22 protein-coding genes are annotated in these 22,901 nt (G+C 74.5%); 11 read left to right on the top strand and 11 right to left on the bottom strand.

The window, feature by feature from the left end; genetic code table 11:
- Positions 1-114: 114 nt before the first annotated feature.
- From rpsT to EUS26_RS05145, 5 genes are all read right to left on the bottom strand, one after another.
- Positions 115-381: a 30S ribosomal protein S20 gene (gene rpsT, locus EUS26_RS05165; protein ID WP_130012122.1), complete on the bottom strand. Its 267-nt coding sequence runs from the start codon at positions 379-381 to the stop codon at positions 115-117.
- A 191-nt stretch (positions 382-572) separates the two neighbouring features.
- Complete coding sequence (gene holA, locus EUS26_RS05160; RefSeq protein ID WP_130012121.1) at positions 573-1,547, bottom strand: DNA polymerase III subunit delta; 975 nt, start codon at positions 1,545-1,547, stop codon at positions 573-575.
- Positions 1,544-1,969 (bottom strand): DUF952 domain-containing protein, encoded by a 426-nt coding sequence (locus EUS26_RS05155; RefSeq protein ID WP_130012120.1) that lies wholly within the window; start codon positions 1,967-1,969, stop codon positions 1,544-1,546. Before EUS26_RS05155 ends, holA begins: the two co-directional genes overlap by 4 nt.
- Positions 1,970-2,015: 46 nt before the next feature.
- Positions 2,016-2,792, bottom strand: a complete 777-nt coding sequence (locus EUS26_RS05150; protein ID WP_130012119.1) for a hypothetical protein — start codon at positions 2,790-2,792, stop codon at positions 2,016-2,018.
- Positions 2,773-3,348, bottom strand: coding sequence for an RNA polymerase sigma factor (locus EUS26_RS05145; RefSeq protein WP_130012118.1), 576 nt, complete (start codon positions 3,346-3,348; stop codon positions 2,773-2,775). The genes EUS26_RS05150 and EUS26_RS05145 overlap by 20 nt, the downstream gene beginning before the upstream one ends.
- Before the next feature lie 167 nt (positions 3,349-3,515).
- Here EUS26_RS05145 and EUS26_RS05140 point away from each other — a divergent pair, with 167 nt between their 5' ends.
- Positions 3,516-4,238: a CHRD domain-containing protein gene (locus EUS26_RS05140; protein ID WP_130012117.1), complete on the top strand. Its 723-nt coding sequence runs from the start codon at positions 3,516-3,518 to the stop codon at positions 4,236-4,238.
- A gap of 14 nt (positions 4,239-4,252) precedes the next feature.
- On the opposite strand, the gene EUS26_RS05135 is transcribed toward EUS26_RS05140, so the two are convergent.
- Both EUS26_RS05135 and fdhD read right to left on the bottom strand, forming a co-directional pair.
- The gene (locus tag EUS26_RS05135) at positions 4,253-6,481 is read right to left on the bottom strand and encodes an ATP-dependent DNA helicase (RefSeq protein ID WP_130012116.1); all 2,229 of its coding nucleotides are present in this window, start codon (positions 6,479-6,481) and stop codon (positions 4,253-4,255) included.
- Between the two features lie 196 nt (positions 6,482-6,677).
- Positions 6,678-7,529, bottom strand: coding sequence for a formate dehydrogenase accessory sulfurtransferase FdhD (gene fdhD / locus EUS26_RS05130; RefSeq protein ID WP_130012115.1), 852 nt, complete (start codon positions 7,527-7,529; stop codon positions 6,678-6,680).
- A 29-nt stretch (positions 7,530-7,558) separates the two neighbouring features.
- Here fdhD and EUS26_RS05125 point away from each other — a divergent pair, with 29 nt between their 5' ends.
- A complete protein-coding gene (locus tag EUS26_RS05125; protein WP_202865057.1) occupies positions 7,559-8,137 on the top strand; it encodes a DinB family protein in 579 nt (192 codons plus the stop codon).
- Positions 8,138-8,141: 4 nt separating this feature from the next.
- Here EUS26_RS05125 and EUS26_RS05120 read toward each other — a convergent pair whose 3' ends face one another.
- A complete protein-coding gene (locus EUS26_RS05120; RefSeq protein ID WP_130012113.1) occupies positions 8,142-10,835 on the bottom strand; it encodes an MGH1-like glycoside hydrolase domain-containing protein in 2,694 nt (897 codons plus the stop codon).
- A gap of 89 nt (positions 10,836-10,924) precedes the next feature.
- Here EUS26_RS05120 and EUS26_RS05115 point away from each other — a divergent pair, with 89 nt between their 5' ends.
- Entirely contained in the window at positions 10,925-11,614 is a 690-nt protein-coding gene (locus EUS26_RS05115) for an SDR family NAD(P)-dependent oxidoreductase (RefSeq protein WP_202865056.1), read from the top strand.
- A 55-nt stretch (positions 11,615-11,669) separates the two neighbouring features.
- Positions 11,670-12,584, top strand: coding sequence for an FAD-dependent oxidoreductase (locus tag EUS26_RS05110; protein ID WP_130012112.1), 915 nt, complete (start codon positions 11,670-11,672; stop codon positions 12,582-12,584).
- A 3-nt stretch (positions 12,585-12,587) separates the two neighbouring features.
- Here EUS26_RS05110 and hflX read toward each other — a convergent pair whose 3' ends face one another.
- Positions 12,588-14,126, bottom strand: coding sequence for a GTPase HflX (gene hflX / locus EUS26_RS05105; RefSeq protein ID WP_130012111.1), 1,539 nt, complete (start codon positions 14,124-14,126; stop codon positions 12,588-12,590).
- 120 nt (positions 14,127-14,246) lie between these two features.
- Between hflX and EUS26_RS05100 the strand changes: the two genes are divergently transcribed.
- Both EUS26_RS05100 and EUS26_RS05095 read left to right on the top strand, forming a co-directional pair.
- Complete coding sequence (locus EUS26_RS05100) at positions 14,247-14,903, top strand: class I SAM-dependent methyltransferase (RefSeq protein WP_130012110.1); 657 nt, start codon at positions 14,247-14,249, stop codon at positions 14,901-14,903.
- Positions 14,904-14,952: 49 nt separating this feature from the next.
- Positions 14,953-15,735 carry an SDR family oxidoreductase gene (locus EUS26_RS05095; protein WP_130012109.1) on the top strand — a complete coding sequence of 261 codons (783 nt, stop codon included), beginning with the start codon at positions 14,953-14,955 and terminating at the stop codon, positions 15,733-15,735.
- On the opposite strand, the gene EUS26_RS05090 is transcribed toward EUS26_RS05095, so the two are convergent.
- Entirely contained in the window at positions 15,714-16,946 is a 1,233-nt protein-coding gene (locus tag EUS26_RS05090; RefSeq protein WP_202865055.1) for a cation:proton antiporter, read from the bottom strand. The genes EUS26_RS05095 and EUS26_RS05090 overlap by 22 nt on opposite strands.
- Positions 16,947-16,951: 5 nt before the next feature.
- Positions 16,952-17,908, bottom strand: coding sequence for a tRNA (adenosine(37)-N6)-dimethylallyltransferase MiaA (gene miaA, locus EUS26_RS05085; protein WP_130012108.1), 957 nt, complete (start codon positions 17,906-17,908; stop codon positions 16,952-16,954).
- A 59-nt stretch (positions 17,909-17,967) separates the two neighbouring features.
- On the opposite strand from miaA, the gene EUS26_RS05080 reads away from it, so the two are divergent.
- The 5 genes from EUS26_RS05080 to EUS26_RS05065 all read left to right on the top strand — a co-directional run bounded on the left by EUS26_RS05080 (position 17,968) and on the right by EUS26_RS05065 (position 22,888).
- The gene (locus EUS26_RS05080) at positions 17,968-18,318 is read left to right on the top strand and encodes a DUF4282 domain-containing protein (protein ID WP_130012107.1); all 351 of its coding nucleotides are present in this window, start codon (positions 17,968-17,970) and stop codon (positions 18,316-18,318) included.
- 13 nt (positions 18,319-18,331) lie between these two features.
- Complete coding sequence (locus tag EUS26_RS16860; RefSeq protein ID WP_165368506.1) at positions 18,332-18,505, top strand: hypothetical protein; 174 nt, start codon at positions 18,332-18,334, stop codon at positions 18,503-18,505.
- A gap of 27 nt (positions 18,506-18,532) precedes the next feature.
- Positions 18,533-19,387: a pyruvate, water dikinase regulatory protein gene (locus tag EUS26_RS05075; RefSeq protein WP_130012106.1), complete on the top strand. Its 855-nt coding sequence runs from the start codon at positions 18,533-18,535 to the stop codon at positions 19,385-19,387.
- A gap of 61 nt (positions 19,388-19,448) precedes the next feature.
- Positions 19,449-22,109 carry a pyruvate, phosphate dikinase gene (ppdK, locus tag EUS26_RS05070; RefSeq protein ID WP_130012105.1) on the top strand — a complete coding sequence of 887 codons (2,661 nt, stop codon included), beginning with the start codon at positions 19,449-19,451 and terminating at the stop codon, positions 22,107-22,109.
- An 11-nt stretch (positions 22,110-22,120) separates the two neighbouring features.
- Positions 22,121-22,888 carry a (2Fe-2S)-binding protein gene (locus tag EUS26_RS05065; protein ID WP_130012104.1) on the top strand — a complete coding sequence of 256 codons (768 nt, stop codon included), beginning with the start codon at positions 22,121-22,123 and terminating at the stop codon, positions 22,886-22,888.
- The last annotated feature ends 13 nt before the right edge of the window (positions 22,889-22,901 follow it).

The raw sequence follows: 22,901 nt of genomic DNA, 5'->3' as shown, positions 1-22,901 counted from the left end.
GCGGCCCGGTAAGCAGCAGCTCGCAGCGGGTCGCCATGGTGCGGCCATGGTAGCGCAGCGGGCGCCCACCCCGGTGGGGGTGGACGCCCGGTGCCGTGCTGCGGCGGGCTGTGCTCAGCCGCCGAGCGCGTTGAAGCGCTTGGCCATCGCCGACTTCTTGTTGGCGGCCTGGTTCTGGTGGATGACGCCCTTGGTGACCGCCTTGTCCAGCTTGCGGGACGCGGCGTGCAGCGCGTCCTGGGCCTTGCCGGTGTCACCGCTGTCGGCGGCCTCGCGGAACTTGCGCATGAACGTGCGCAGCTCGGACTTGTGGGCGCGGTTGCGCTCGGTGCGGGCCGCGTTGGTCTTGACGCGCTTGATCTGGCTCTTGATGTTTGCCACTGAGAACTTCCTGGTCAGTCGTTGGTCAGATGTCGTGAGGGCGACGCCCGCGCGGGGCGAACTGGCGTGGGGATGCCTGGCGATGCCCGGTGCGCGGGATGGTGCGGGTGGTCCTGCGAGCGCGCACGACCGAGCGCGCACGCAACAGCCAAGGCTAGCAGCGCGCAGCCTCCCGGCCCAAGTCGCACCGGTCAGGAGTTGCGCTGCCGGCAGACCTCGAGGACGGCCCGCTCCACGGCATACTCCGGGCTGCGCACGGCCGCCTCGGTCCGGACGCCCCCCTTGACGTCGACGTCGGCCTGGGCCACGGCCTGGATCGCGCGCCCCAGACGCTCACCGTCCCAACCCTGGCTGGTCCGGCGCGCGGCGTCCACCTGCCAGGGGGCCATGCCGAGGTCGCGGGCGAGCTGGGCCGAGCCGCCGCGCCCGGCCGAGGCGACCTTGCCGACCTGCCGCAGCTGCAGCGCCAGCACGGCGACGATGGGCACCGGGTCGAGGCCGCCGAGCATGGCGTGGCGCAGCAGGGCCATGGCCGTGGCCTCGTCTCCGCTCAGTGCGGCCTCGGCGACCCGGAAACCGGTGGTCTCGACCTTCTCGCCGTAGTAGGTGGTGACGTCCTCGACCTCCACGAGGCCCTCGACGTCCCGGATGAGCTGCTCGCACGCGGAGGCGAGCTCGCGCAGGTCCTTGCCGACGGCCAGCACCAGCGCAGCCACGGCCTCCGGGGCGATCTTGCGCCGGGCGCCGCGGAACTCCTTGGTGACGAAGTCGTGCTTGTCGCGCTCGGTCTTGACCGCCTTGGCCTCGATGACCCGGGCGTCCGCCTTCTTCAGCGTGTCCAGGACCCGCTTGCCCCTGTTGCCGGTCTTGTGCCGCACCACCAGGGTGACCGCGTCGGCGGGCTGGGCGAGGTAGCCGGTGAGGTCCTCGACCAGGGCGTCGTCGGCCTCGTCCAGGTCGTGGACGACGATGACGGTCCACCCGCCGAAGAGGCTGGGGCTGGCGTGGACCAGCAGCTCCCCGGGCTGGTAGCCGGTCGGGTGGACGCGCACCACCTCGGCGTCCGGCTCGACCGCGCGCACCGCGGCGACGACCGAGTCGACGCCGCGCTCGGCGAGCAGGTCCTCCGGGCCCGACACCAGCGCGAGCGTCGGTAGGGCGCTCACCGGTCGTCCTCGGTGCCGGGAGGCTCCCAGGGACCGAGCTCGAGCCACCCCTTCTCCACACGGGCGGGACGCACGCGCCGCACGGCGGCCACCGGCAGCGGCCCGTAGAGGTGGGGAAAGTGCTCGGAGCCAGGATCGGCAGGGTCCCCTGGCTCGACGCGGACCTCCACCTCGTGCCGGGCGAGCACCGCCGGGTCGATCTCGAGCACCAGCAGGGGCTCGCTCACCCCGGCGTAGAGAGCACGGGCGACCCCGGGCAGCTGCTCGGGTCGGCTCGCGTGGATGAAGCCGACCTCCGCCAGCCCGGCGCCGCGGGTGGACCGGTCATAGCTCCCGGAGCGCCGCGCCCGCTCCCAGTCGGTCTCCTCGGCGAGGTGCCACAGCGCCTCGGAGACCTCCCCCGGCTGCTCCTGCTCACTCATGGGTGCCACTCTGCCACGCGGGTCGGACACACCAGTCAGGCTCGCGTCACGCCCGGACGGGGGGCAGCGGGGCGCGGGCCCAGACCTGGCCGCCGGCCGCGACCACGAGCACCTCGGCGACGTCCTCGCGCAGGATCGCGGCGTTCATCTCGCAGTCGAGCGGGTCACGGGTGCCGAGGAAGCTGCCCGAGCCGGTCCGCCCGCCGGAGCGGTCGACGAGCACGACGTCGTAGACCTCGCCCGGCTGGGCGCCGTCGACGAGCCAGACCGTCTCGGTGCCCCAGGTGTGGGCGATGATCCCGAGGTCGACCTCCGCGCCCGGGGCGACCCCCTCAACCGCGGCCTGCTCGAGGGCCCCGAGGGTGCCCGGGTCGCCCTCCGGGGTGCCCGGGCGCAGGCGGCGCACGACGTCCTGCCCGACAGCCCCGGGCGCCACCAGCCCGGCGGCCGCGAGCCCGAGCAGGGCCCGCCGCCCGGGCCGGGCACCGCCGTGACGGCCGGCGTCAGCGCCGTCGGCACGGCCGTCGGTCGTGCCCGCCCCGGCGCCGGCACCCCCGCGCCGCAGCGGCTCACGCCCCTCGGTGGCGACCTGCTGCTGGGCGCGCCGGAGGACCAGCGGGGACGGCGTGAGGTCCATGGCCTGCTCGTCCCAGCCGTCCAGCCGGCGCACCGCGTCCAGCGTCGCGCGCAGCTCGGCGATCTCCTCGTCCACCGTCGGGTCGTCCGCCCGCAGGGCGTCCAGCCGCGCCCGTTGTGCGTCGTCCAGCGTCCCCTCTGCGGCGGCGAGCACCAGCTCGTCACGGTCACCCACGGGGGTCGTCATGGTCAGCCTCCTCGGTGAGCAGGGCGCGCAGCGCGCGCAGGGCGTAGTACATCCGGCTCCGCAGGGTCCCCACGGCCACGCCGGTGCGCCGGGACAGCTCCTCGTAGGACAGACCGCGGACCTGCACCTCGACGACCACCTCCCGGTGCTCGGGACTCAGCCGGGCCAGCCCGGCCAGCAGGGTCACCCGGTCGGCCACCTGCGTGTCCACACCGGGCTCCGGCCCCGGCTCGGGGGGCTCGGCCCGCACGTCGAGGGGCCTGCGGGCCCGGGCGCGCAGGCTGTCGATGATGACGCGGCGCGCGATGGCGACCACCCAGGTGCGCTCCGAGCCCTGCTCGGGGCGGTAGGTGTCACGGGCCCGCCAGGCGCGCACCAGCGTCTCCTGGACGCAGTCCTCCGCCGCGTGCCGGTCGCCGAGGGCGTTGACGGCGAGGCCGAGGAGCAGGGAGCCGTGCTCGTCGAAGACGCGCGCGACGTCGAAGTCCGGTCCGCTCAGCGGTCTCGCCTCCCCTTCGGCAGCGTCCTCCAGCACGGCGAGGCCGGCGCTCGTCATGGTCCGCTCCCTCCTGCCGTGGTCAGAGGGGTATACGTCGCCGGGCTGCCCGACGTTCGACCAGTCTCCCAGAACGGACCCGGGCGCCGTTGAACGCACCTGCCCGTGCCGACGTATACCCCTGCACACCGGCCTCGACCGCGGGGCCGACGACGATGGGAGTCAGCATGAGCACGACGACGATCACGACCCGCCGCGCCCGCCGCGGCCTCACCGCCGCCGGGGGCGGCCTCGGGGCGCTGGCCCTGGTGGCCGCCGGCACCCTGCCGGCCTCCGCCGAGACCGAGGTCGAGATGCCCGACACCTTCACCTCGGCCTACTCGGTGACCGCCACGCCGGAGAACGTCGTGGACGGCGACGGCAACCCGGCTCCCGGCGAGGAGGGCGCCATGGGCATGTTCACGTTCATGATCAACTCCGACGAGGAGATCATCTGCTACGAGATCGAGCTCACCGGCGTCACCGGGGAGTACGACAGCCCGGCCAAGACCGCCACCCACGTCCACCAGGCGAACGCCGGCGAGGGCGGCCCGCCGCGCCTGGCCTTCCCGAACCCGACCGGTGACGGCGACGTGCGGACCAGCTCCGGCTGCCTGCAGGGTCCCTTCACCACCGGGCTGGAGGGGGACGACGGCAACGACACCGGCGAGGGCTTCTCGCTCGCCGAGATCGAGGCCGACCCCGCGGGCTTCTCCGCGGACACGCACACCTCGGAGTTCCTGCCCGGCGCCGTGCGCGGCCAGCTGCAGGAGATCCCGGTCGGTGGCGCGGAGACCGGCGGCGAGGCCCCCGGGACCGGGGACCCGCTGCTCATCGGCCTCGGCGCCGGTGTGATGGCGCTCGGGCTGGGCGGTGTGCTGCTGGCCGCCCGGGGGCGTCACCAGCACTGAGCCGCACCCCGCGGCTAGGCCGACGTGGTCGCCGCCCCGGCCTCGTCCAGCTCGAGACCGAGCTGGGTGAGGCGGGCGGTGACCTGGTCGGGCGCCAGCCCGAGGTGGTCGGCCAGCTCGGTCAGGCCCACCCCCGACTCGACGCCGTCGCGGAGCTCCTCGTCCTGCTCGTCGGTCCAGGCGTGCCCGCCGGTGACGGCGGTCCGGGGCGAACGGGCCACCGGGACGGCGCCGGCCGTGGCCACGAGCGGCGCCCCGCCCAGGCCCCGCGCCCCGGGCTGGGCGACCGGCACCGGGTCGGGCGCCGTCTCGTCGAGCCGGCGCAGGGCACCCAGCACGAGCGCCGTGTCGGTGGTGGGCCAGAACGGCGGCAGCGAGCGCTGGAGGAACCCGGCATACCTGGCGCTGATCATCCGGGAGTCGAGGAAGGCGACGACACCGCGGTCGTCACCTCGGCGGATGAGCCGACCCGCGCCCTGCGCGAGCCGCAGCGCGGCGTGCGTGGCGGAGACGGCCATGAAGCCGTTGCCTCCCATCCGGCCGATCGCCTCGGTGCGGGCCGAGGTGAGCGGGTCGTCGGGGCGGGGGAAGGGGATGCGGTCGACCAGGACGAGCTGGCAGGCGGACCCGGGCACGTCCACGCCCTGCCACAGCGACAGCGTCCCGAAGAGGCAGGCCTGCGGCTCGGAGGCGAACTCGCGCACCAGGGTGGGGAGCTGGTCGTCCCCCTGGCAGCGGATGGTGATATCGGTGTCGGACAGGCGGTTCCGCATCTCCTCGGCCGCCGCCTCGGCGGCCCGGCGCGAGCTGAACAGGCCGAGGGTGCGACCGCCGGCCGCCCGGACCAGCTGCTCCATCTCGTCGAAGACCGCCGGCCCGGCGCCGTCCCGGCCCGGGGGCGGCAGGTGCGCCGCGACGTAGGCGATCGCCTGCGCGGGGTAGTCGAACGGCGATCCGACGTCGAGGCCCTCCCAGGCCGGTGACCCCGGCCCGCGTAGCCCGATGGTGCCCGCGACCGCGTCGAAGGTGCCGCCGAGCTCCAGCGTCGCCGAGGTGAGGACGACCGTGCGCTCCTGGAAGATCTTGTCGCGCACCATCATCGCCACGCTCATGGGGGCCACCCGCAGGATGCTGCCGCGGCGTTGGTCCTGGGTGATCCAGACGACGTCCAGCTCGGCCTCGCCGAGCACCCGCTCGCTGGTGTCGAAGACCTCCTGGACCGCGGCCATGGCCACCTGCGTGGCGCCGTCGGCCTCGGCGCCCTTCTCCGGCTTGATCTCGCTGAGGGTCGCTCGGGCGGCGTCCCGGACCAGCTGCAGCGCGGTGACGACCCGGTCGGGCAGCGCGGCCAGCTTGCCCTCGGGCAGGTCGGCGAGCGCGGCCTCCAGCACCTCGGTCGTCTCGGCCAGCCGCTCGGCGGCCTCGCCCCGGCCCGCGCGGCGAGCCGCCACCGACACGGTCGAGGAGGTCAGCTCGTCGGTGATGGTCGAGGTGACCCGGTCGGTGAGCTCGTGCGCCTCGTCGATGACGAGCAGGTCGTGCTCGGGCAGCATGAACCGGCCCTCGAAGGCGTCGATCGCCATGAAGCTGTGGTTGGTGACGATGACGTCGACGTCCGCCGCGGCCTCGCGCGACTGCTCGACGAAGCAGTCGGCGACGACGGGGCACCGGCTGCCCAGGCACTCGTGCGCGGTGACCGACACCTGCCTCCAGGCCCGGTTGCTCACCCCCGGGACCAGCTCGTCCCGGTCGCCGGACTCGGTGACCTCGGCCCACTCCCGCAGCCGGGTCACCTCGTCGCCCAGCCGGGACCGCTCGCGGTCGACCTGTCCGACCCCCAGCAGGGCGTCCTCGTCGTCGTCCGGGAAGCCACCCACCAGCTTGTGCTGGCACAGGTAGTTGGACCGGCCCTTGACCAGCGCGAACGTCGGCCGCCGACCGAGCAGCGGGGCGAGGGCCTCGGAGATCCGCGGCAGGTCGCGGTCCACGATCTGCGCCTGCAGCGCGAGCGTCGCGGTCGCCACGACCGTCGGCTTGCCGGTCCGGACCGCGTGCGCGATGGCCGGCACGAGGTAGGCCAGGGACTTCCCGGTCCCGGTCCCCGCCTGCACGAGCAGGTGCTCCTCGCGCTCGACGGCCCGCTCGACCGCGCGGGCCATCTGCAGCTGGCCGGGACGCTCGGTGCCCCCCACCCCGCCGACGGCGGCCGCGACGAGGTCGTCGAGAGCGGCGGTCGAGGGCATGGCCCCAGGGTATGCGGTGCCGCCGCCCCTCGCCGACGCCGTCCACAGGCCGCCGCCCCACGCCTGAGCAGAGAACCGTGCCCGACGCAGGGGTCGCAACCCCTGCCTGGGCGACCTTTCTCTGCTCAGGGTGGTGTGCGGGCCGACTTCCCTGCGCTGGGTGCCGTTTCTTGCTCAGGTGGGTGCGCGGGCAGGCTCAGCCCTCGGGGGCCAGGACGCGCTCGCCGCGGGTGTAGACGTTGAGGCTCTGCCCGCGGTTGAAGCCGATGACGGTCAGGCCCACCTCGTCGGCGAGGTCCACCGCCAGCGACGAGGGCGCGGAGACGGCGGAGAGCACGGGGACCCCGGCGAGCGCGGCCTTCTGCACCAGCTCGAAGGACGCCCGGCCGGAGACCTGCAGGACCGAGCCGGCGAGCGGCATACCCCGCTCGCGCAGCGCCCACCCGACGACCTTGTCGACGGCGTTGTGCCGACCGACGTCCTCCCGCAGGCAGGCCAGCCCCAGACCCTCCCCGTCGTCCGCCGGCACGAACAGCCCGGCGGCGTGCACCCCCCCGGTGCGGTCGAAGACGGCCTGCGCCTCCCGGAGCCGGTCCGGCAGGGCGAGCAGGTCGGCCAGCCGCAGCCGTGCGCCGTCCGCGCCGGGGTCGTGGATCCCGTTGCGGCGCACCGACTCGATGGAGGCGGTGCCGCAGACGCCGCAGGAGGACGAGGTGTAGACGTGACGCTCCAAGGAGGGGTCGGGCGGGGCCACCCCCTCGGCCAGCCGCACATCGACGATGTTGTAGTCCCGCAGGCCGTCCGCGCCGATCCCGGACCGGTAGTCGATCGCCGCGACGTCGTCCCACGAGGTCACGACCCCTTCGCCGTGCAGGAAACCCACCGCCAGGTCGAAGTCGTGCCCCGGGGTGCGCATGGTCACCGAGAACGACCGGCCGTCCACGCGGACCTCCAGCGGCTCCTCCCCGGCGAGCACGTCGGCCCGCTCCCGCACCGCCCCCTCGGCCGTGAGGCGGCGTACCCGCCGACGCTGGGTGACCCTCGCCATACCCCCACGGTATCCCCTAGGTTCGGGTGATGGACCCGGCCAAGGACACCCTGCTGCGCTACCTGCAGGCGGGCCGGGACGCGGTGGTGTGGAAGGTCGAGGGGCTGGGCGAGCACGACGCCCGCCGGCCCCTCACCCCGACCGGCACGAGCATGCTGGGGATCGTGACGCACCTGGCCTGGGTGGACTGCGGCTACCTGGGGGCCTGCTTCGGCCGCCCGTTCCCCGAGCCCGAGCCCTGGGACCTCGACGACCCCGCGACCGACCCCGACGCCGACCTCGTGGCGGACCCTGACCTGAGCATGCGCCAGATCCTGGACCACTACCGTCGCGCGGCGGCGTGGTCGGACGAGACGGTGGCCCCCCTGGAGCTGGACGCCCCGGGGACCGTGCCGTGGTGGCCGCAGGAGCGTCGCCACCCGACGTTGCACACCGTGCTCGTGCACCTCACGACCGAGACGCACCGGCACGCCGGGCAGCTGGACATCCTGCGCGAGGGGCTCGACGGCCGCGTCGGCGCCCGCCCCGACCTGCTCAACCTCGACATGGACACCGACTGGGCCGCCCACGTCGCCGCGGTCCAGGAGGCGGCCGACCGGTTCCGCTGAGCCGCTAGCGGTTCGGTATGCCGTCCGGCGCGCAGATGAAGTGCGCCACGAGGGCGGTCCACCCGGTCTGGTGCGACGCGCCGAGCCCGCGGCCGTCGTCGCCGTGGAAGTACTCGCTGAAGGTCGGGTGGGCGTCCCACAGCGGCCCGCGCGGGTGGTGCCGCGGGGTCCCCGGGCGGCGGCCGTCGGGCCCCGGCCGGAACAGCGACACGAGCCGCTCCTCGATCTCGTGCGCGACCTGCGGCATGTCCCGCGTGCGCCCCGAGCCGGTGGGGTACTCCACCTCCACCCCGGCACCCGCACCCCGGCCGTAGATCCGCAGGGCGTCCAGCAGCAGCGCGTTGACCGGCATCCAGACCGGCCCGCGCCAGTTGGAGTTGCCGCCGAACATCCCCGAGTCGGACTCCCCCGGCACGTAGCGCAGCGAGAGGTCGGCGCCGTCCACGTGCGCGCCGACCCCGTCGCGGTGCGCCGCCGACAGCGACCGGACGCCATACGGGGAGAGGAACTCCCTCTCGTCGAGCAGCGGCCGCAGCAGCGCCGACCACTGGTCGCGGGACACCAGCGAGAGGGTGCGCCGGGCATACCCCCGATGGTTGGTGTGGATGAGCGCGTCCGCGAGCTCGGGCCGCCGCTCGGTCCACCCCTGGAAGAAGTCGGTGAGGTCCGGGAGCTCGGTGGCCACCCAGTCGGGCACGATCGAGATGCCGGTGAGCGGCAGCAGCCCCACCATCGAGCGCACCGGCATCCGGTGCGCGGTGCCGTCCTCGTCGACGAGGACGTCGTGGAAGAACTCGTCCACGGGGTCCCACAACGAGGTGTGGTGGGTGCCGAAGTCGTCCAGCGCCTCGGCGATCGACAGGAAGTGCACGAGGAACTTCGTCGACACCTCGTCCCAGGCCCCGTCCTCCCGCGCCAGCTCGGCCGACATCCGGAGCATCTTGAGGCAGAACATGCCCATCCACGCCGTCGCGTCCGCCTGCTCCAGCCGCTGCCCGCCCGGCAGCGTCTCGCTGCGGTCGAAGAGCCCCACGTTGTCCATCCCGAGGAAGCCGCCCTCGAAGACGTCCGAGCCCTCGGAGTCCTTGCGGTTCACCCACCACGGGAAGTTCAGCAGCATCTTCAGCACGACCCGCTCGAGGAAGTCCCGGTCCCGCCCGCCGTCGATGCTGTAGACCTGCCACGCCGCCCACGGGTGCACCGGCGGGTTGACGTCGGAGAAGTTCCACTCGTAGGCCGCCAGCTGGCCGTTCGGGTTCATCACCCACTCGCGGCACATGAGCAGCAGCTGCCACTTGGCGAAGAACGGGTCGACGTGCGCGAGCGCGACACAGTGGAAGGCCAGGTCCCAGGTGGCGAACCACGGATACTCCCACTCGTCGGGCATCGAGATGACCTCGGCGAGGTTGACGTGCCGCCAGCGGGTGTTGCGCCCCGTCTGCCGGGTATGCCGTCCCGGCGGCGGGGGCGGCTGGCCCGGGTCGCCCTCGATCCAGCGCGGCACGTCGTAGAGGTAGAGCTGCTTGCCCCACTGCAGCCCGGCGAAGGCCCGGCGCGCGATCAGGGCGTCCTGCCCGCTCGTCCCGTCGGGCAGCACCGCGGCGTAGAACTCCTCGCACTCGCGGGCCCGGGCGGCCAGCACCTCCTCGAAGCCGACCGCCGGCGAGGGGCCGTCAGGGGTCTGCTCGCCGGTCCCCTCCGCGGTGAGCCGCAGCCGCACGCTGACGCTCGCCCCCGGCGCCACCTCCCCGACCGCCCACCACAGGCCGACCTTGGTGCCGGTGCGGTCCGGGTTGCCCGCGTCCGTCTGCCCGTGGACGACGGCGCGGCCCACCGCGTCCTTGGGGTGGGCCGCGCCCCGCCCCCGGGCCGCCTCCTCGCCGTAGAGCGCGGCCAGGTGGGTGTCGTTGTCGCAGAAGACGAGGGCCGGCGCCACCCCCTCCAGCCCCGCGCCGCCCTCGGCGGCCAGCCGCACCCGGCCGAGCGCGTGGTGCTCGGCCAGCACCTCGGCATACCCCTCGCCCTGCTCGCCGGCCCACAAGCGCGGCCGGCGGTCGTCCAGGCCCCACGACCAGGTGTTGCGGAACCACAGCTGCGGCACGAGGTGCAGCGGCGCGGCCTGCGGGCCGTGGTTCGTCGCGGTGACCTCGACGCACAGGTCGTCGGGCCCGGCCTTGGCGTGGGTGACCCGGACGTCGAAGAAGCGGTCGTCGGCCAGCAGACCGGTGTCGGCGAGCTCGTACTCCTCCTCGTGCACGCCGCGCTCGCCGTTGACGCGCACCAGCTCGGCGTAGGGGAACGCCGCGTGGGGGTAGCGGTAGAGCCAGGAGGCGTAGCTGTGCGTCGGGGTGCCCTCCAGCGCCCACCAGTACTCCTTGACGTCCTCGCCGTGGTTGCCCTGCGGGTTGGTCAGCCCGAAGAGGCGCTCCTTGAGCCGGTCGTCCTGGCCGTTCCACAGCGCCAGGCCCAGGTTGAGGAAGCCGTCCACGTCGCACACCCCCGCCAGTCCGTCCTCGCCCCAGCGGTAGGCGCGCAGGTGGCTGTGGTCGAACGGGAAGGAGCCCCACGCGTCCCCGTCGGCGCTGTAGTCCTCGCGCACCGTGCCCCACTGCCGGGCCGAGACGTAGGGCCCCCACCGGCGCCACGGGGCGCGCGAGTCGGCGGAGTCGGCGAGGCGGTCGTGCTCAGCGGTGCTCACGCCCAGCAGCGTGACACACCGTCCGGCCCCCGGCGTCCCGGACCGGGCGCCGACAGGACGCCGGGCGCGCGCCCGTCTAGGTTGACGGTATGCCGCAGCGAGACCTCTTCGACCTGCGCGTGGCCGTCGTGGGCGCCAGTGGCGCCCTCGGGTCGCGCATCGCCCACCAGCTCGCCGACCAGGGCGCGCGCCTGCTGCTCGTCGGGCGCGACGAGCAGCGCGTGCGGGACGCCGGACCGGACGCGCCGGTCGTCGTGGCCGACCTCGTCGACGCGGGCGCCGGCGACCTCGTCGCCGAGGCCGCCCGCGAGCACCTCGGTGGGCTGGACGGCGTCGTCAACGCCGCGGGGGTCGCGGCGTTCGGCGCCCTGGTGGACACCCCCGACGAGGTCATCGAGGAGGTCTTCGCGACCAACGTCATCGGCCCGGCCTTCCTGCTGCGCCGGCTGCTGCCGCTGCTGCAGGAGTCGCAGGGCTTCGTCGTCAACCTCAGCGCGGTCCTGGCCGAGCGGCCGATGGCAGGCATGGGCGCCTACTCGGCGAGCAAGGCCGCGCTCACCGCCCTGGACCGTGCCCTGGCGAGCGAGCTGCGCCGCGCCAAGGTGCGGGTGCTCGACGTCCGGCCGCCGCACACCGAGACCGGCCTGGTCGACCGGGCCATCCACGGCCAGGCCCCGCGGCTGCCCGACGGCCTGGAGCCGGACGCGGTCGCGGCCCGGGTCGTGCTGGCGGTCGCCGAGGACGCTTCCGACCTCGGCTCGGACGGCTTCGACGGCTGACCCGGGCCGCCCGGGCGCCGGGCGCACCGGCGCCGGCGGGTGCCACACTGGGCCGGTGGGACGGGTGATCGTGGTCGGGGCCGGGGTGGTCGGGCTCAGCTGCGCGGTGCGGCTGCTGGAGGCGGGCCACGGGGTGAGCGTGGTCGCCGCGGACCGGCCGGAGGGGACGACGTCGGCCGTCGCGGCGGCCCTGTGGTACCCCTACCGCGCTCTGCCCCAGGACCTCGTCACCGCCTGGTCCGCCCGCACCTACACGGCCCTCGCCGAGCTCGCCGGCGACCCGGGCACGGGGGTCCGGATGCGCGTCGGGACCGAGCTGGTGCGCGAGCCGCAGCCGGACCCGTGGTGGGCCGCCGCCGTGCCCGACCTCGCGCGGGCCACCGCGCTGCCGGGGTATGCCGGTGGCTGGCGGTTCACCGCCCCGGTCGCCGAGATGGGGGTCTACCTGCCCTGGCTGGTGCGGCGCGTCGAGGAGCTCGGTGGCACCCTCGTCCACGCCCGCCTGGACCGGCTGCCCCGGGGCGAGGGCGCGGACCTCGTCGTCAACGCCTCCGGCCTGGGCGCGCACGAGCTGGCGGACGACCCGGCCGTGACCCCGGTCCGCGGCCAGGTGGTGGTCGTCGAGCAGGTGGGTCTGGAGGAGTGGTGGCTGGACCCCGGCCACCCCGGCGGCCCGACCTACGTCGTGCCCCGCGGCCGGGACGTCGTGCTCGGCGGCACCGACCAGGAGGGCCAGCACGACCTCACGCCCTCACCCGCCACGGCGCGCGACATCGTGCAGCGGGCCCGCCGGCTGGTGCCGTCCCTGGCCGGGGCGCGGGTGCTGCGGCACGCCGTCGGGCTGCGGCCGGTGCGCCCGGCCGTGCGCGTCGAGCGCGTCGGGGACGTCGTGCACTGCTACGGCCACGGTGGCGCCGGGGTGACGCTCAGCTGGGGCTGCGCCGACGAGGTGGTCGAGCTGGCCGGGTGAGCCTCAGACGGCGTAGCCGCTCAGCTGGCCGTGCAGGTCGGGGTCGACCTTGGCCTCCACGCGGGTGCCCTCTGCGGTGTGCTCCTCGGTGAGGATCTCGCCCTCGTCGTAGAGCCGGGCGACCAGGTCGCCGCGGTCGTAGGGCAGCAGCACGTCGACGAGGATCTCCGGCCGGGGCAGCGCGGCCTCGACCGCCTCGAGCAGCTCGGGGACCCCGTCGCCGGTCTTGGCCGAGACGACGACCACCCGCGGGTAGGCACGGCGCAGCCGGTCGAGGACCTCGGGGTCGGCGAGGTCGGCCTTGTTGACCGCCACGATCTCGGGGATCTTGAGGGCCGAGCCCTCGTCGATCTCCGCGAGCACGGCGTGCACCGCGTCGACCTGCCCCTCGGGGTCCGGGTGCGAGCCGTCGACGACGTGGAGCAGCACGTCGGCGTCCGCCGCCTCCTCCAGGGTGGACCGGAAGGCCTCGACGAGCTGGTGGGGCAGCCGCTTCACGAAGCCGACGGTGTCGGACAGGGTATAGGTGCGGCCCTCCTCGCTCTCGGTGCGCCGGACCGTCGGGTCCAGGGTCGCGAAGAGCTGGTTCTGCACCAGGACTCCCGCCCCGGTCAGCCGGTTGAGCAGCGAGGACTTGCCGGCGTTGGTGTAGCCCACGATGGCCACGCTCGGGACCCGGTGGCTGCGCCGCGAGGAGCGCTTGGTGTCGCGGACGGTCTTCATCGCCGTGATCTCCCGGCGGAGCCGGGCGATGCGGGTGTTGATCCGCCGACGGTCCAGCTCGATCTTGGTCTCACCGGGGCCGCGGGAGCCGATGCCCTCACCGCCGGCCACCCGGCCACCGGCCTGGCGGGACATCGACTCGCCCCAGCCGCGCAGGCGCGGCAGGAGGTACTGCAGCTGGGCCAGCTCGACCTGGGCGCGGCCCTCCTTGCTCTTGGCGTGCTGCGCGAAGATGTCGAGGATCAGCGCGGTGCGGTCGATGACCTTCACCTTGACGACGTCCTCCAGCGCGCGCCGCTGGGACGGGCCGAGCTCGCCGTCGCACACGACGGTGTCGGCGCCCTCCGCGGCCACGATCTCCCGCAGCTGCGCGGCCTTGCCGCTGCCCAGGTACGTCGCGGGGTCCGGCTTCTGCCGCCGCTGGATGACGCCGTCGAGCACGGTCGAGCCGGCGGTCTCGGCCAGCGCCGCGAGCTCGCGCAGCGAGTTCTCCGCGTCCTCGAGGGTCGTCTGGCCGTTGTCCTCCCACACGCTCGCGAGGACGACCCGCTCGAGGCGCAGCTGGCGGTACTCGACCTCGGTGACGTCCTCGAGCTCGGTGGACAGACCGGCGACCCGGCGCAGCGCGGCGCGCTCCTCCCGGTCCAACTGGTCGCCGTCCCGGTCCTGGTCGGCGCGGTCGGTCTCCTCGGACTCGCCCCACGTGCCCCAGTCGCCCTCGCGCAGGTCGATCGCGTCGTCGTCGATCAGCGCCTCGGCGCGGCGGTCGAGCAGGCGGCCACCCTCGGTGCCGGTCGGGTCGGTGCGTGGTGCGGTCATGGTCTCCTTCGGGTCGTGCAGACGGTATGCCTGCGGCCGGCTCCCCGCCAGCCTCTCACCGTGTCAACGCCGCGGGCCACCGATTTGTTGCCTCCCGCTCCCGTGGAAGACTGGCCACCGATGAGCGAGGACAGCGACGGGCCGGGCTCCGCGCAGCCGGCCGACCACTACTTCTCCGCACGGCCGGCCTCGGCCGACGCGCTGCGGCAGATGCCGGTCCGGCTGGCCGGACGTCAGGTCGAGGTCGCCACGGCCGCGGGGATCTTCTCCCCCGACGGCATCGACCGGGGCACCCGCGTGCTGCTCGAGGAGGCACCCCCGCCGCCCGCGCAGGGGACCTTCCTGGACCTGGGCTGCGGCTGGGGCCCGCTGGCCCTGACCCTGGCGCTCGAGGCGCCCGGGGCGACCGTGCACGCGGTGGACGTCAACGAGCGCGCGCTGGACCTCACCCGTCGCAACGCCGCGGCCCTGGGGTGCGACGGCATCCGGGTGGACCGCCCGGACGACGTCCCGCCCGAGGTGCGCCTCGACCTCCTCTGGTCCAACCCCCCGATCCGGGTCGGCAAGGAGGCGCTGCACGAGATGCTGCTGCGCTGGCTGCCGCGGCTCGCCGACCACGCCGACGCCGCGGCATACCTCGTCGTCCAGAAGAACCTCGGCGCGGACTCGTTGCAGACGTGGCTCTCCTCGACCCTGCCGGGAGCCATGGGGCCGGTCCAGGTGACCCGCGAGGCCAGCAGCAAGGGGTTCCGGGTGCTGCGCGTGACCCGCGACTGACCCTGGCCGTGAGGGTGCGCCGACCACCACGGCGTGGCACGCTGGCGGGGTGCGCGTGCTGGTCACCGGTGGTGCGGGAGACGTCGGTTCCCGCGTGGTCCGCGCCCTGTCCGCGGCGGGCCACGACGTGGTCGCCGGCTCACGGCGCACCGGTGTCGACCTGGTGACGGGAGCCGGCCTCGGGGCGGCCCTCCAGGGGGCCGAGGCCGTCGTCCACACCGCGAGCTCGGACCGGCGGGTCAGGCGGGTGGAGGTCGAGGGACTGCGCCACCTGACCGAGACGGCCGCCCGCACCGGGGCGCGCCCGCACATCGTGACCGTGTCGATCGTCGGTTGCGACCGCATCGCGATCCCCGTCTACCGGGCCAAGGTCGAGGCGGAGCGGGTGCTCCAGGCCTCGGGGCTGCCCGGCACGGTCGTCCGGGCCACCCAGTTCCACGCGTTCGCCACCTACGTCGCGCAGGTGCTGCGCCTGGGCCGCGCAGCCTTCAGCATCGGTTCGATGCGCATCCAGCCGGTCGACGTGGAGTGGGTAGCGCGCCGACTGGCCGAGCACGCCGTGGGTCCGGCGCCGACGGGCTTCTGTCGCGGCCGCGACCTCGCCGGACCGACCGTCTACGACCTGCGCGACCTGACCGGTCTCCTCGCCGAGCACTCGGGCGCCCGGACGCCCCGCGTGGTGCGGGTGCCCCCCATCCTGCGCGCCATGCGAGACGTGTCCCAGGGTCGGTTGCTCGCCGGCCGGGAGGCCTTGGTGGGCGGCCGCACCTTCGAGGAATGGCTCGAGCAGCAGCCCACCGTCCTGCCGCGTCAGCGCCGCGTGCCGGGCTGAGCCGCCGACGTCGCCGGCGCCGGGCGCGCGAGGAAGGGGAACACGAGCACCGTGACCGCGCCGGCGGCGACGAGCACCGCGGCGAGCTCGCCCGGGATGAGGTCGCGAGCGACGCCGAGCTCGGTGACCGCGACGATGATGGGCAGCCCGGTCGCCGAGTAGAGCGCCAGACGCAGCCGGTCGGCCGGCTCGGTCAGCCCGCTGCCGGTCCGGGTGAACCGCTCGCGCAGCCAGACGGGCCCCCCGCGTAGCGCCAGGATCATGACGAGCAAGGCCACCAGCAGGAGCGGCTGCTCGACGACCGCCTCGACGTCGACGTTCATCCCGGACGTGACGAAGAAGACCGGCACGAAGAACCCGTAGGCGGCGCCCTCCAGGCGCTCCTCGTAGGCCTCGAAGCCGCGGGGGCGGACGGCCCGGACGATGAAGCCGGCGGCGAAGGCCCCGAGCACGACGTCCAGCTCGAAGACGCTCGCCGCCGCCATGAGGGTGAGCAGCAACCAGAAGGTCACCCGTATGGCCGTCTGAGCCGTGGTGTCGGCGCCCTCCACCAGGGCCGCCCGGATGCCCGGGACCCGCATCACCAGGCGGTGCGGCACGACCGCCACCAGCGCCGCGACCGCGAAGAAGGCCAGCAGGACACCCGCCGACACCCAGGTCGACCGGGTCGAGAGGAGCAGGGCCATGGCCAGGACCGGCATGAGCTCGCCCACGGCCCCGTGGGTGAGCACCGACGTCCCGAGCGGGGAGTCCAGCTGGCCGCGATCCTTGAGGATGGGCAGCAGGGTCCCGAGCGCGGTGGAGGTGACCGCGATGGCCAGCACGATCGCGGCGGCCAGGCTCTCGTCCGGTATCAGCGCCCACGCCAGTCCCAGGGCCAGCACGAGGCACAGCAGCCAGGTGAGCGCCGCCTGCCGGCCCTGGCGCGCCCGCAGCGTGGCAGGGTCGATCTCGGTGCCGGCGAGCAGGAAGAGCAGGCCCAGGCCCAGCTCTCGCACCAGCCCCACCCCGGGCCCGACCTCCGCGAGCGCCAGCACGCTCGGCCCGATGAGACACCCCAGGGCCAGCAGCACGACGACGTCGGGCAGCAGCCCGCGCGAGGCCCGCACCAGGACCGGGGACACGACGAGGACGCAGCCGATCCAGAACATCGACAGCAGCGCGGTGTCCGAGGTGGGGGACGCCGAGGCGGAGAGCGGGACCAGCTCCATGACGGTCATCCTGCCCTCCCGGCCGCTAGCGCGACCAGGTCGAGGGCTCGGGCGAGCAGGTCCGGGTCGTCGTGCTCCAGCCAGACGACGCGGGGATCGGGGCCGAACCACGACTGCTGGCGCCGGGCCAGCCGCCGGGTCGCCGCGGCGGTGTCCGCGACCGCCTCGCGCTCCTCGAGCTCGCCGTCCAGCTGCCGCAGCGCCTGCGCGTACCCCACGGCCCGCGAGGCGGTCCGGCCCTCGCGCAGCCCTGCCGCCTCCAGGCGGCGGACCTCCTCCAGCAGCCCGTCGGACCACATCCGGGCCGCCCGGTCGTCGATGCGCCGGTCGAGCACCTCCCGGTCGGCCCGCAGCCCGAGCAGCACCGTCGGCTCGACCAGCTCGCGGGTCGGCATCGTCGCGCTGAAGGGCCGCCCGGTCAGCTCGACCACCTCCAGGGCCCGGACCACCCGTCGGCCGTTGCGGCGCTCGATGCGGGCCGCCGCCCCGGGGTCCTGCCGGGCCAGCTCGTCGTGCAGCGCGTCGACGCCGCGCGTCTCCAGCTCGCGCTCCCACCGGGCCCGGACCCCGGGGTCGGTGGGCGGGATCTCCAACCGGTCGAGCAGCGCCCGCACGTAGAGCCCGGACCCGCCGACGACGACCGGCACGCGGCCGCGCGCGCGGATCGCGGCGAGGTCCGCCCGGGCCGCCTCCTGGTAGGCCGCGAGGCTGGCCTCCTCGCGCACGCCCAGCACGTCGAGCTGGTGGTGGGGCACGCCCCGGCGCTCGGCCACGGTCAGCTTGGCGGTCCCGACGTCCATCCCGCGGTAGAGCTGCGAGGCGTCCGCCCCGACGACCTCCCCGCCGAGCTCGAGCGCCAGCCGCACGGCCAGGTCGGACTTGCCGGTGGCCGTCGGGCCCACCACCGCCACGACGGGATGCGGGGGCGCGGCGTCGTCGACCGTGGGGGTGAGGCGCTGCATACGCGAAGTGTGACATCTGATGCGTGACGCGAGGGGCGGATGGTACTACCGTGGCTCCCATGACCTCACAGCAGCCCTACGGCACCCCCGACCAGCCACGTCGCACCCCCGAGCCTGCGGGGCTCAAGGCGCTCTTCGACTACAACTTCGACACCTTCATCACCCCCAGCATCGTCAAGATCGTCTACATCATCGCGACGGTCCTGGTGGCCCTGCTGACGATCGGCATCGCCATCAGCGGCCTCACGACGATGTTCCAGGGTGGCGGCGCCATCTTCCTGGGCCTGCTCCTCATCATCGCCTCCCCGATCATCGGCCTGGTCTACCTCGCGTTCGTGCGCATGAGCCTGGAGCTGTACTACGCGGTGATCCGCCTCTCCGAGGACGTCCACCACCGCGGCGGGATGTGAGCACCCCCGCGCCATGAGCCAGCAGCCGCACGGGCAGGAGACCGAGGACCCGACCGGGGCGGCGCAGCCGCTCGTGCCGGACCCGGCGCAGGAGGCCGAGACCACCGGCGACCCCGCCGACCTGGACACCGACGTCGAGGGGGTCGCGAGCGAGGAGGCGCCCGGGGACCGCAACGACCCGGTCTGAGCGGGTCGAGGGCATACCCTCGGCGACATGGCACGCCCACCCGTCGAGCTGCACATCATCGCCGACTCCACCGGCGACACCGCCGCCCGCGTGGCCCGCGCGGCCGCCGCGCAGTACGCCGACCACGACGTGCGCATCATCCGGCACCCGCGGCAGTCCTCGCTGGACGGGCTGCACGACTCCTTCGCCCGGATGCGTCCCGAGCAGGTCCGCACCGTCGTGTTCTCCACCGTGGTGGACGAGACCCTGCGCGTCCGGGTCACCCAGCTGTGCGAGGAGCACGGCCTGCCCCACGCCGACCTGCTGGAGCCGGCGGTCACCGCGCTCTCCGCGGTCACCGGCCAGGCGCCGGAACGCGTGGTGCGCCCCGTCGGCGTCGGCGAGGACTACTTCAAGCGGGTGGCCGCGATGGAGTTCGCCGTCGCCAACGACGACGGCAACCTCTCCAACCACCTGCGCGAGGCCGACATCGTGCTCATCGGGGTCAGCCGGACCGGCAAGACCCCGCTGTCGATGTACCTCGGCTACCTGGGCTACCGCACCGCCAACATCCCCCTCGTCCCCGGCATCGCCCCGCCGCAGCAGCTGCAGGAGGTGCAGCGGTGGAAGATCGTCGGCCTGACCATCGACCCCGAGCGCCTGCAGCAGATCCGGGGCCGCCGGGTGCGGGCCATGGGCAGCCCCCAGAGCCATCGCGACGGCTACACCGACCTGGTGAAGATCTTCGACGAGCTGGACGAGGTCGCCCAGCTCCAGCGCAGCCTCGGCTGCCCGGTCATCGAGACCACGGACCTGGCGCTCGAGGAGGCCGCAGGACGGGTCATCGAGGTCGTCCAACGACGTCGTGAGGCTGCGTCCGGCGGGAGCTCGCTCTCCCGGTAGGCTCCGTGCCACAGGACGGCTGGGGCAGCGGGGCCCCGCCCCGACCGCGAGGAGCGCAGAGATGGCCGGGCAGACACAGACCTACCTCTACGACATGTCCGAGGGCAACGCGCAGATGCGCGCCCTCCTGGGTGGCAAGGGCGCCAACCTGGCGGAGATGAAGCGCCTCGGCATCCCCGTCCCCGACGGGTTCACGGTGAGCACGGCCGCGTGCATCGCCACGACCGAGGCCGGTGGCGAGTGGCCGGAGGGGCTCTGGGACGACGTGCTCGCCTCGCTCGCCCGGCTGGAGGAGCGCACCGGCCGCACCCTCGGCGGGGAGCACCCACTGCTGCTCTCGGTCCGCTCCGGTGCCGTCGTGTCCATGCCCGGGATGATGGACACCATCCTCAACCTCGGCATCGGCGAGGACACCGTCGAGGCCCTGGGCGCGGAGGCGGACAACCCACGCTTCGCGTGGGACTCCTACCGCCGCTTCCTGCAGATGTACGGCGAGGTCGTCGAGGGGGTCGCGCCGCACGCCTACGAGGACGAGCTCACCGCGCTCAAGGCCCGCCGTGGGGTCGAGCAGGACACCGACCTCACCACCGAGGACCTGCAGGAGCTGGTGCGCACCTACCTCGAGGTCTCCCGTCGCGAGCTCGGCCGCGACCTGCCCACCGACCCCCGCGAGCAGCTGCGGGGCGCGATCTCCGCCGTCTTCAACTCCTGGGACACCCCGCGGGCCCGCGTCTACCGTCGGGCCAACGGCATCCCGGACGACCTCGGGACGGCGGTCAACGTCATGCAGATGGTCTTCGGCAACCGCGGCGACACCTCCGCGACCGGGGTGTGCTTCACCCGCAACCCCTCGACCGGCGTCCAGGAGCTCTACGGCGAGTTCCTCGTCAACGCCCAGGGCGAGGACGTCGTCGCCGGGATCCGCACCCCCAAGCCGCTCGCCGAGATGGAGGAGGTGCTGCCCGAGGCCTACACCCAGCTGGTGCAGACGATGCACGACCTCGAGGCCCACTACAAGGACATGCAGGACATCGAGTTCACCGTCGAGGACGGCACGCTCTACCTGCTGCAGACCCGCAACGGCAAGCGCACCGCGGCCGCCGCGCTGCGGGTCGCCCGCGACCTCGTCGAGGAGGGGGTGCTGACCCAGGAGGAGGCGCTGCAGCGCATCGAGCCCGGCCAGCTGGACCAGCTGCTGCACCCCGCCATCGACCCCGAGCACGGCCGCAGCCCGGTCACCAAGGGCCTGCCGGCCTCCCCCGGTGCCGCCGTCGGCGAGGTCGTCTTCGACGCCGACACCGCCGCCGCCCGCGGCGGGGCCGGGGAGCCGGTCGTGCTCGTCCGCTACGAGACGACGCCGGACGACATCCACGGCGTCATCGTCGCCCAGGGGGTCCTCACCGCCCACGGGGGTATGACGTCGCACGCCGCGGTCGTCGCGCGCGGCATGGGCAAGCCGTGCGTGGCCGGGGCCAGCGGCATCCGGATCAACACCACCGACCGGACCCTCACCGTCGGCGGGCACACCTTCGCCGAGGGCGACCTCATCACCCTGGACGGGTCGACCGGCGAGGTCTACGGCGAGGCGCTGGAGCTGGTGCCGCCGCAGATCAACGAGGACTTCGAGGCCATCGTCACCTGGGCCGACGAGGTGCGGCGGCTCGGGGTGCGGGCCAACGCCGACACCGGCGAGGACGCGGCCAAGGCGCGGGAGCTGGGTGCCGAGGGGATCGGGCTGTGCCGCACCGAGCACATGTTCATGGCGGCCGACCGGCTGCCCGCGGTCCGGCAGATGATCCTCGCCGAGACCGAGGAGGACCGTGCGGCGGCCCTGGAGACCATCCTGCCCATGCAGCAGGAGGACTTCGAGGCGCTGTTCACGGCGATGAAGGGGCTGCCGGTCACCGTCCGGCTGCTGGACCCGCCGCTGCACGAGTTCCTGCCCGACCTCGTCGAGCAGTCGCTGCTGGTGCAGCGCCTGGAGCTGACCGGCGGCGACGCCGACGAGCTCACCGCCGCCAAGGCCCTGCTCGGCCAGGTCAAGCGCCTGCACGAGCAGAACCCCATGCTCGGCACCCGGGGCTGCCGGCTGGCGATGCTCTACCCGGAGATCCCCGAGATGCAGACCCGGGCCATCATCCGTGCGGCCCTCGCGGTCCGTGAGCGCGAGGGCGAGACGGCCGGCGTCGAGATCATGGTCCCGCTCGTGGCCTACGCCGCCGAGCTGCAGGCGCAGCGGGCGGTCGTCGAGCGGGTGGTCGCCGAGGAGCTGGGGAGCGCCGGCGCCGAGCTCGACGTGACCGTCGGCACGATGATCGAGCTGCCGCGGGCGGCGGTGGTGGCCGACCAGATCGCGCAGCACGCCGACTTCTTCTCCTTCGGCACCAACGACCTGACGCAGACCGGCATCGGCATCTCCCGCGACGACGCCGAGGGCGGCTTCCTGTCGGCCTACGTCTCCGACGAGGTCATCCCGCACAACCCGTTCGAATCCATCGACCGCGACGGTGTCGGGGGCCTCGTCCGGCTGGGAGCCGAGGGCGGGCGGTCGGCCAAGCCCGACCTCAAGCTCGGCGTGTGCGGCGAGCACGGCGGCGACCCCGCCTCCATCCTGCTGTTCGAGGAGCTGGGGCTCAGCTACGTCTCGTGCTCGCCCTACCGCGTCCCCATCGCCCGGTTCGCCGCCGCCCGCGCGGTGCTGGCCGGGCGGGAGTCGTCCTGAGCCTGGGCGCCGTGCTGGTCGACCTCGACCGGCTGGGCGGCTTCTTCGTGCTCGCCGACCCGGCCGGGAGCGACGCCGTGCCGTGGCCCGAGCTGCTCAGGGAGGACCGGCTGGCCGCCCGGCTGGCCCAGGTGCGCGCGGCCCTCGCAGGCAGCACCGGTCAGGACCCGGGCGACGTGGACCCGAAGGTGGCCGCGTCGGCCCTGCAGGTGGGCCTGGCCTCCCGGCTGCTGTCGGTAGGCCTGGCCACCGCGGTGCTGCACGGCCGGGTGCCCGACCTGCTCTCCGGGCACCTGCTCGGCTCCCCCGGTCACCGCGGCGAGGTGCCGCTGGCACTGGCGCCGGACACGCCCTGGACCTCCGTGGCGACCCTCGACGAGGCGGCCGACCGGCTGGCGCGGACCCTCGTGGCCGGCAGCCTGGCCGACCTGGACGCGGCGTGCGCCCGGGTGGGTGGCGTCGCCCCCCGGGTGCTGCTGAGCAACACCACCTCGAGCCTGGTGGGGGCGGCACGGGTGCTGGCCCACGCCCGGCCGGGCTGCGGCCCTGCCGCGTGGGAGCTGGCGCGGATGCTGCTCTCCTCGCCGGGACTCGCCCCCGGGGGCGGCACCCGCCTCCGCTCCGGCCTGCCGGACGGGGTCGGCGGCGCGATGGAACGGCCCGACGAGGCCTTCGTGCGCCGCGGCTGCTGCCTCTTCGACCGCATCCCCGGGCACGGGCTGTGCCCCGACTGCGTCCGCGCGCCGAGCCACCCCCACCTGGTCACGCCGGGCCACTGACCGGGCGGTCCGG

The organism is Serinicoccus sediminis, from assembly GCF_004153545.1.
Classification (GTDB): domain Bacteria; phylum Actinomycetota; class Actinomycetes; order Actinomycetales; family Dermatophilaceae; genus Ornithinicoccus; species Ornithinicoccus sediminis_A.
Note: the sequence above shows the minus strand (reverse complement) of the source record. Positions and strands in the feature narration are given on the sequence as shown.

Bases quoted from the DNA above. Each gene is read 5' to 3' on its own strand.
- hflX (WP_130012111.1), bottom strand. From the start codon at position 14,126: ATGACCGCACCACGCACCGACCCGACCGGCACCGAGGGTGGCCGCCTG.
- EUS26_RS05145 (WP_130012118.1), bottom strand. From the start codon at position 3,348: ATGACGAGCGCCGGCCTCGCCGTGCTGGAGGACGCTGCCGAAGGGGAG.
- EUS26_RS05090 (WP_202865055.1), bottom strand. From the start codon at position 16,946: ATGGAGCTGGTCCCGCTCTCCGCCTCGGCGTCCCCCACCTCGGACACC.
- miaA (WP_130012108.1), bottom strand. From the start codon at position 17,908: ATGCAGCGCCTCACCCCCACGGTCGACGACGCCGCGCCCCCGCATCCC.
- EUS26_RS05100 (WP_130012110.1), top strand. From the start codon at position 14,247: ATGAGCGAGGACAGCGACGGGCCGGGCTCCGCGCAGCCGGCCGACCAC.
- EUS26_RS05135 (WP_130012116.1), bottom strand. From the start codon at position 6,481: ATGCCCTCGACCGCCGCTCTCGACGACCTCGTCGCGGCCGCCGTCGGC.
- EUS26_RS05140 (WP_130012117.1), top strand. From the start codon at position 3,516: ATGAGCACGACGACGATCACGACCCGCCGCGCCCGCCGCGGCCTCACC.
- fdhD (WP_130012115.1), bottom strand. From the start codon at position 7,529: ATGGCGAGGGTCACCCAGCGTCGGCGGGTACGCCGCCTCACGGCCGAG.
- EUS26_RS05155 (WP_130012120.1), bottom strand. From the start codon at position 1,969: ATGAGTGAGCAGGAGCAGCCGGGGGAGGTCTCCGAGGCGCTGTGGCAC.
- ppdK (WP_130012105.1), top strand. From the start codon at position 19,449: ATGGCCGGGCAGACACAGACCTACCTCTACGACATGTCCGAGGGCAAC.
- EUS26_RS05075 (WP_130012106.1), top strand. From the start codon at position 18,533: ATGGCACGCCCACCCGTCGAGCTGCACATCATCGCCGACTCCACCGGC.
- EUS26_RS05115 (WP_202865056.1), top strand. From the start codon at position 10,925: ATGCCGCAGCGAGACCTCTTCGACCTGCGCGTGGCCGTCGTGGGCGCC.
- EUS26_RS05080 (WP_130012107.1), top strand. From the start codon at position 17,968: ATGACCTCACAGCAGCCCTACGGCACCCCCGACCAGCCACGTCGCACC.
- EUS26_RS05125 (WP_202865057.1), top strand. From the start codon at position 7,559: ATGGACCCGGCCAAGGACACCCTGCTGCGCTACCTGCAGGCGGGCCGG.
- EUS26_RS05150 (WP_130012119.1), bottom strand. From the start codon at position 2,792: ATGACGACCCCCGTGGGTGACCGTGACGAGCTGGTGCTCGCCGCCGCA.
- EUS26_RS16860 (WP_165368506.1), top strand. From the start codon at position 18,332: ATGAGCCAGCAGCCGCACGGGCAGGAGACCGAGGACCCGACCGGGGCG.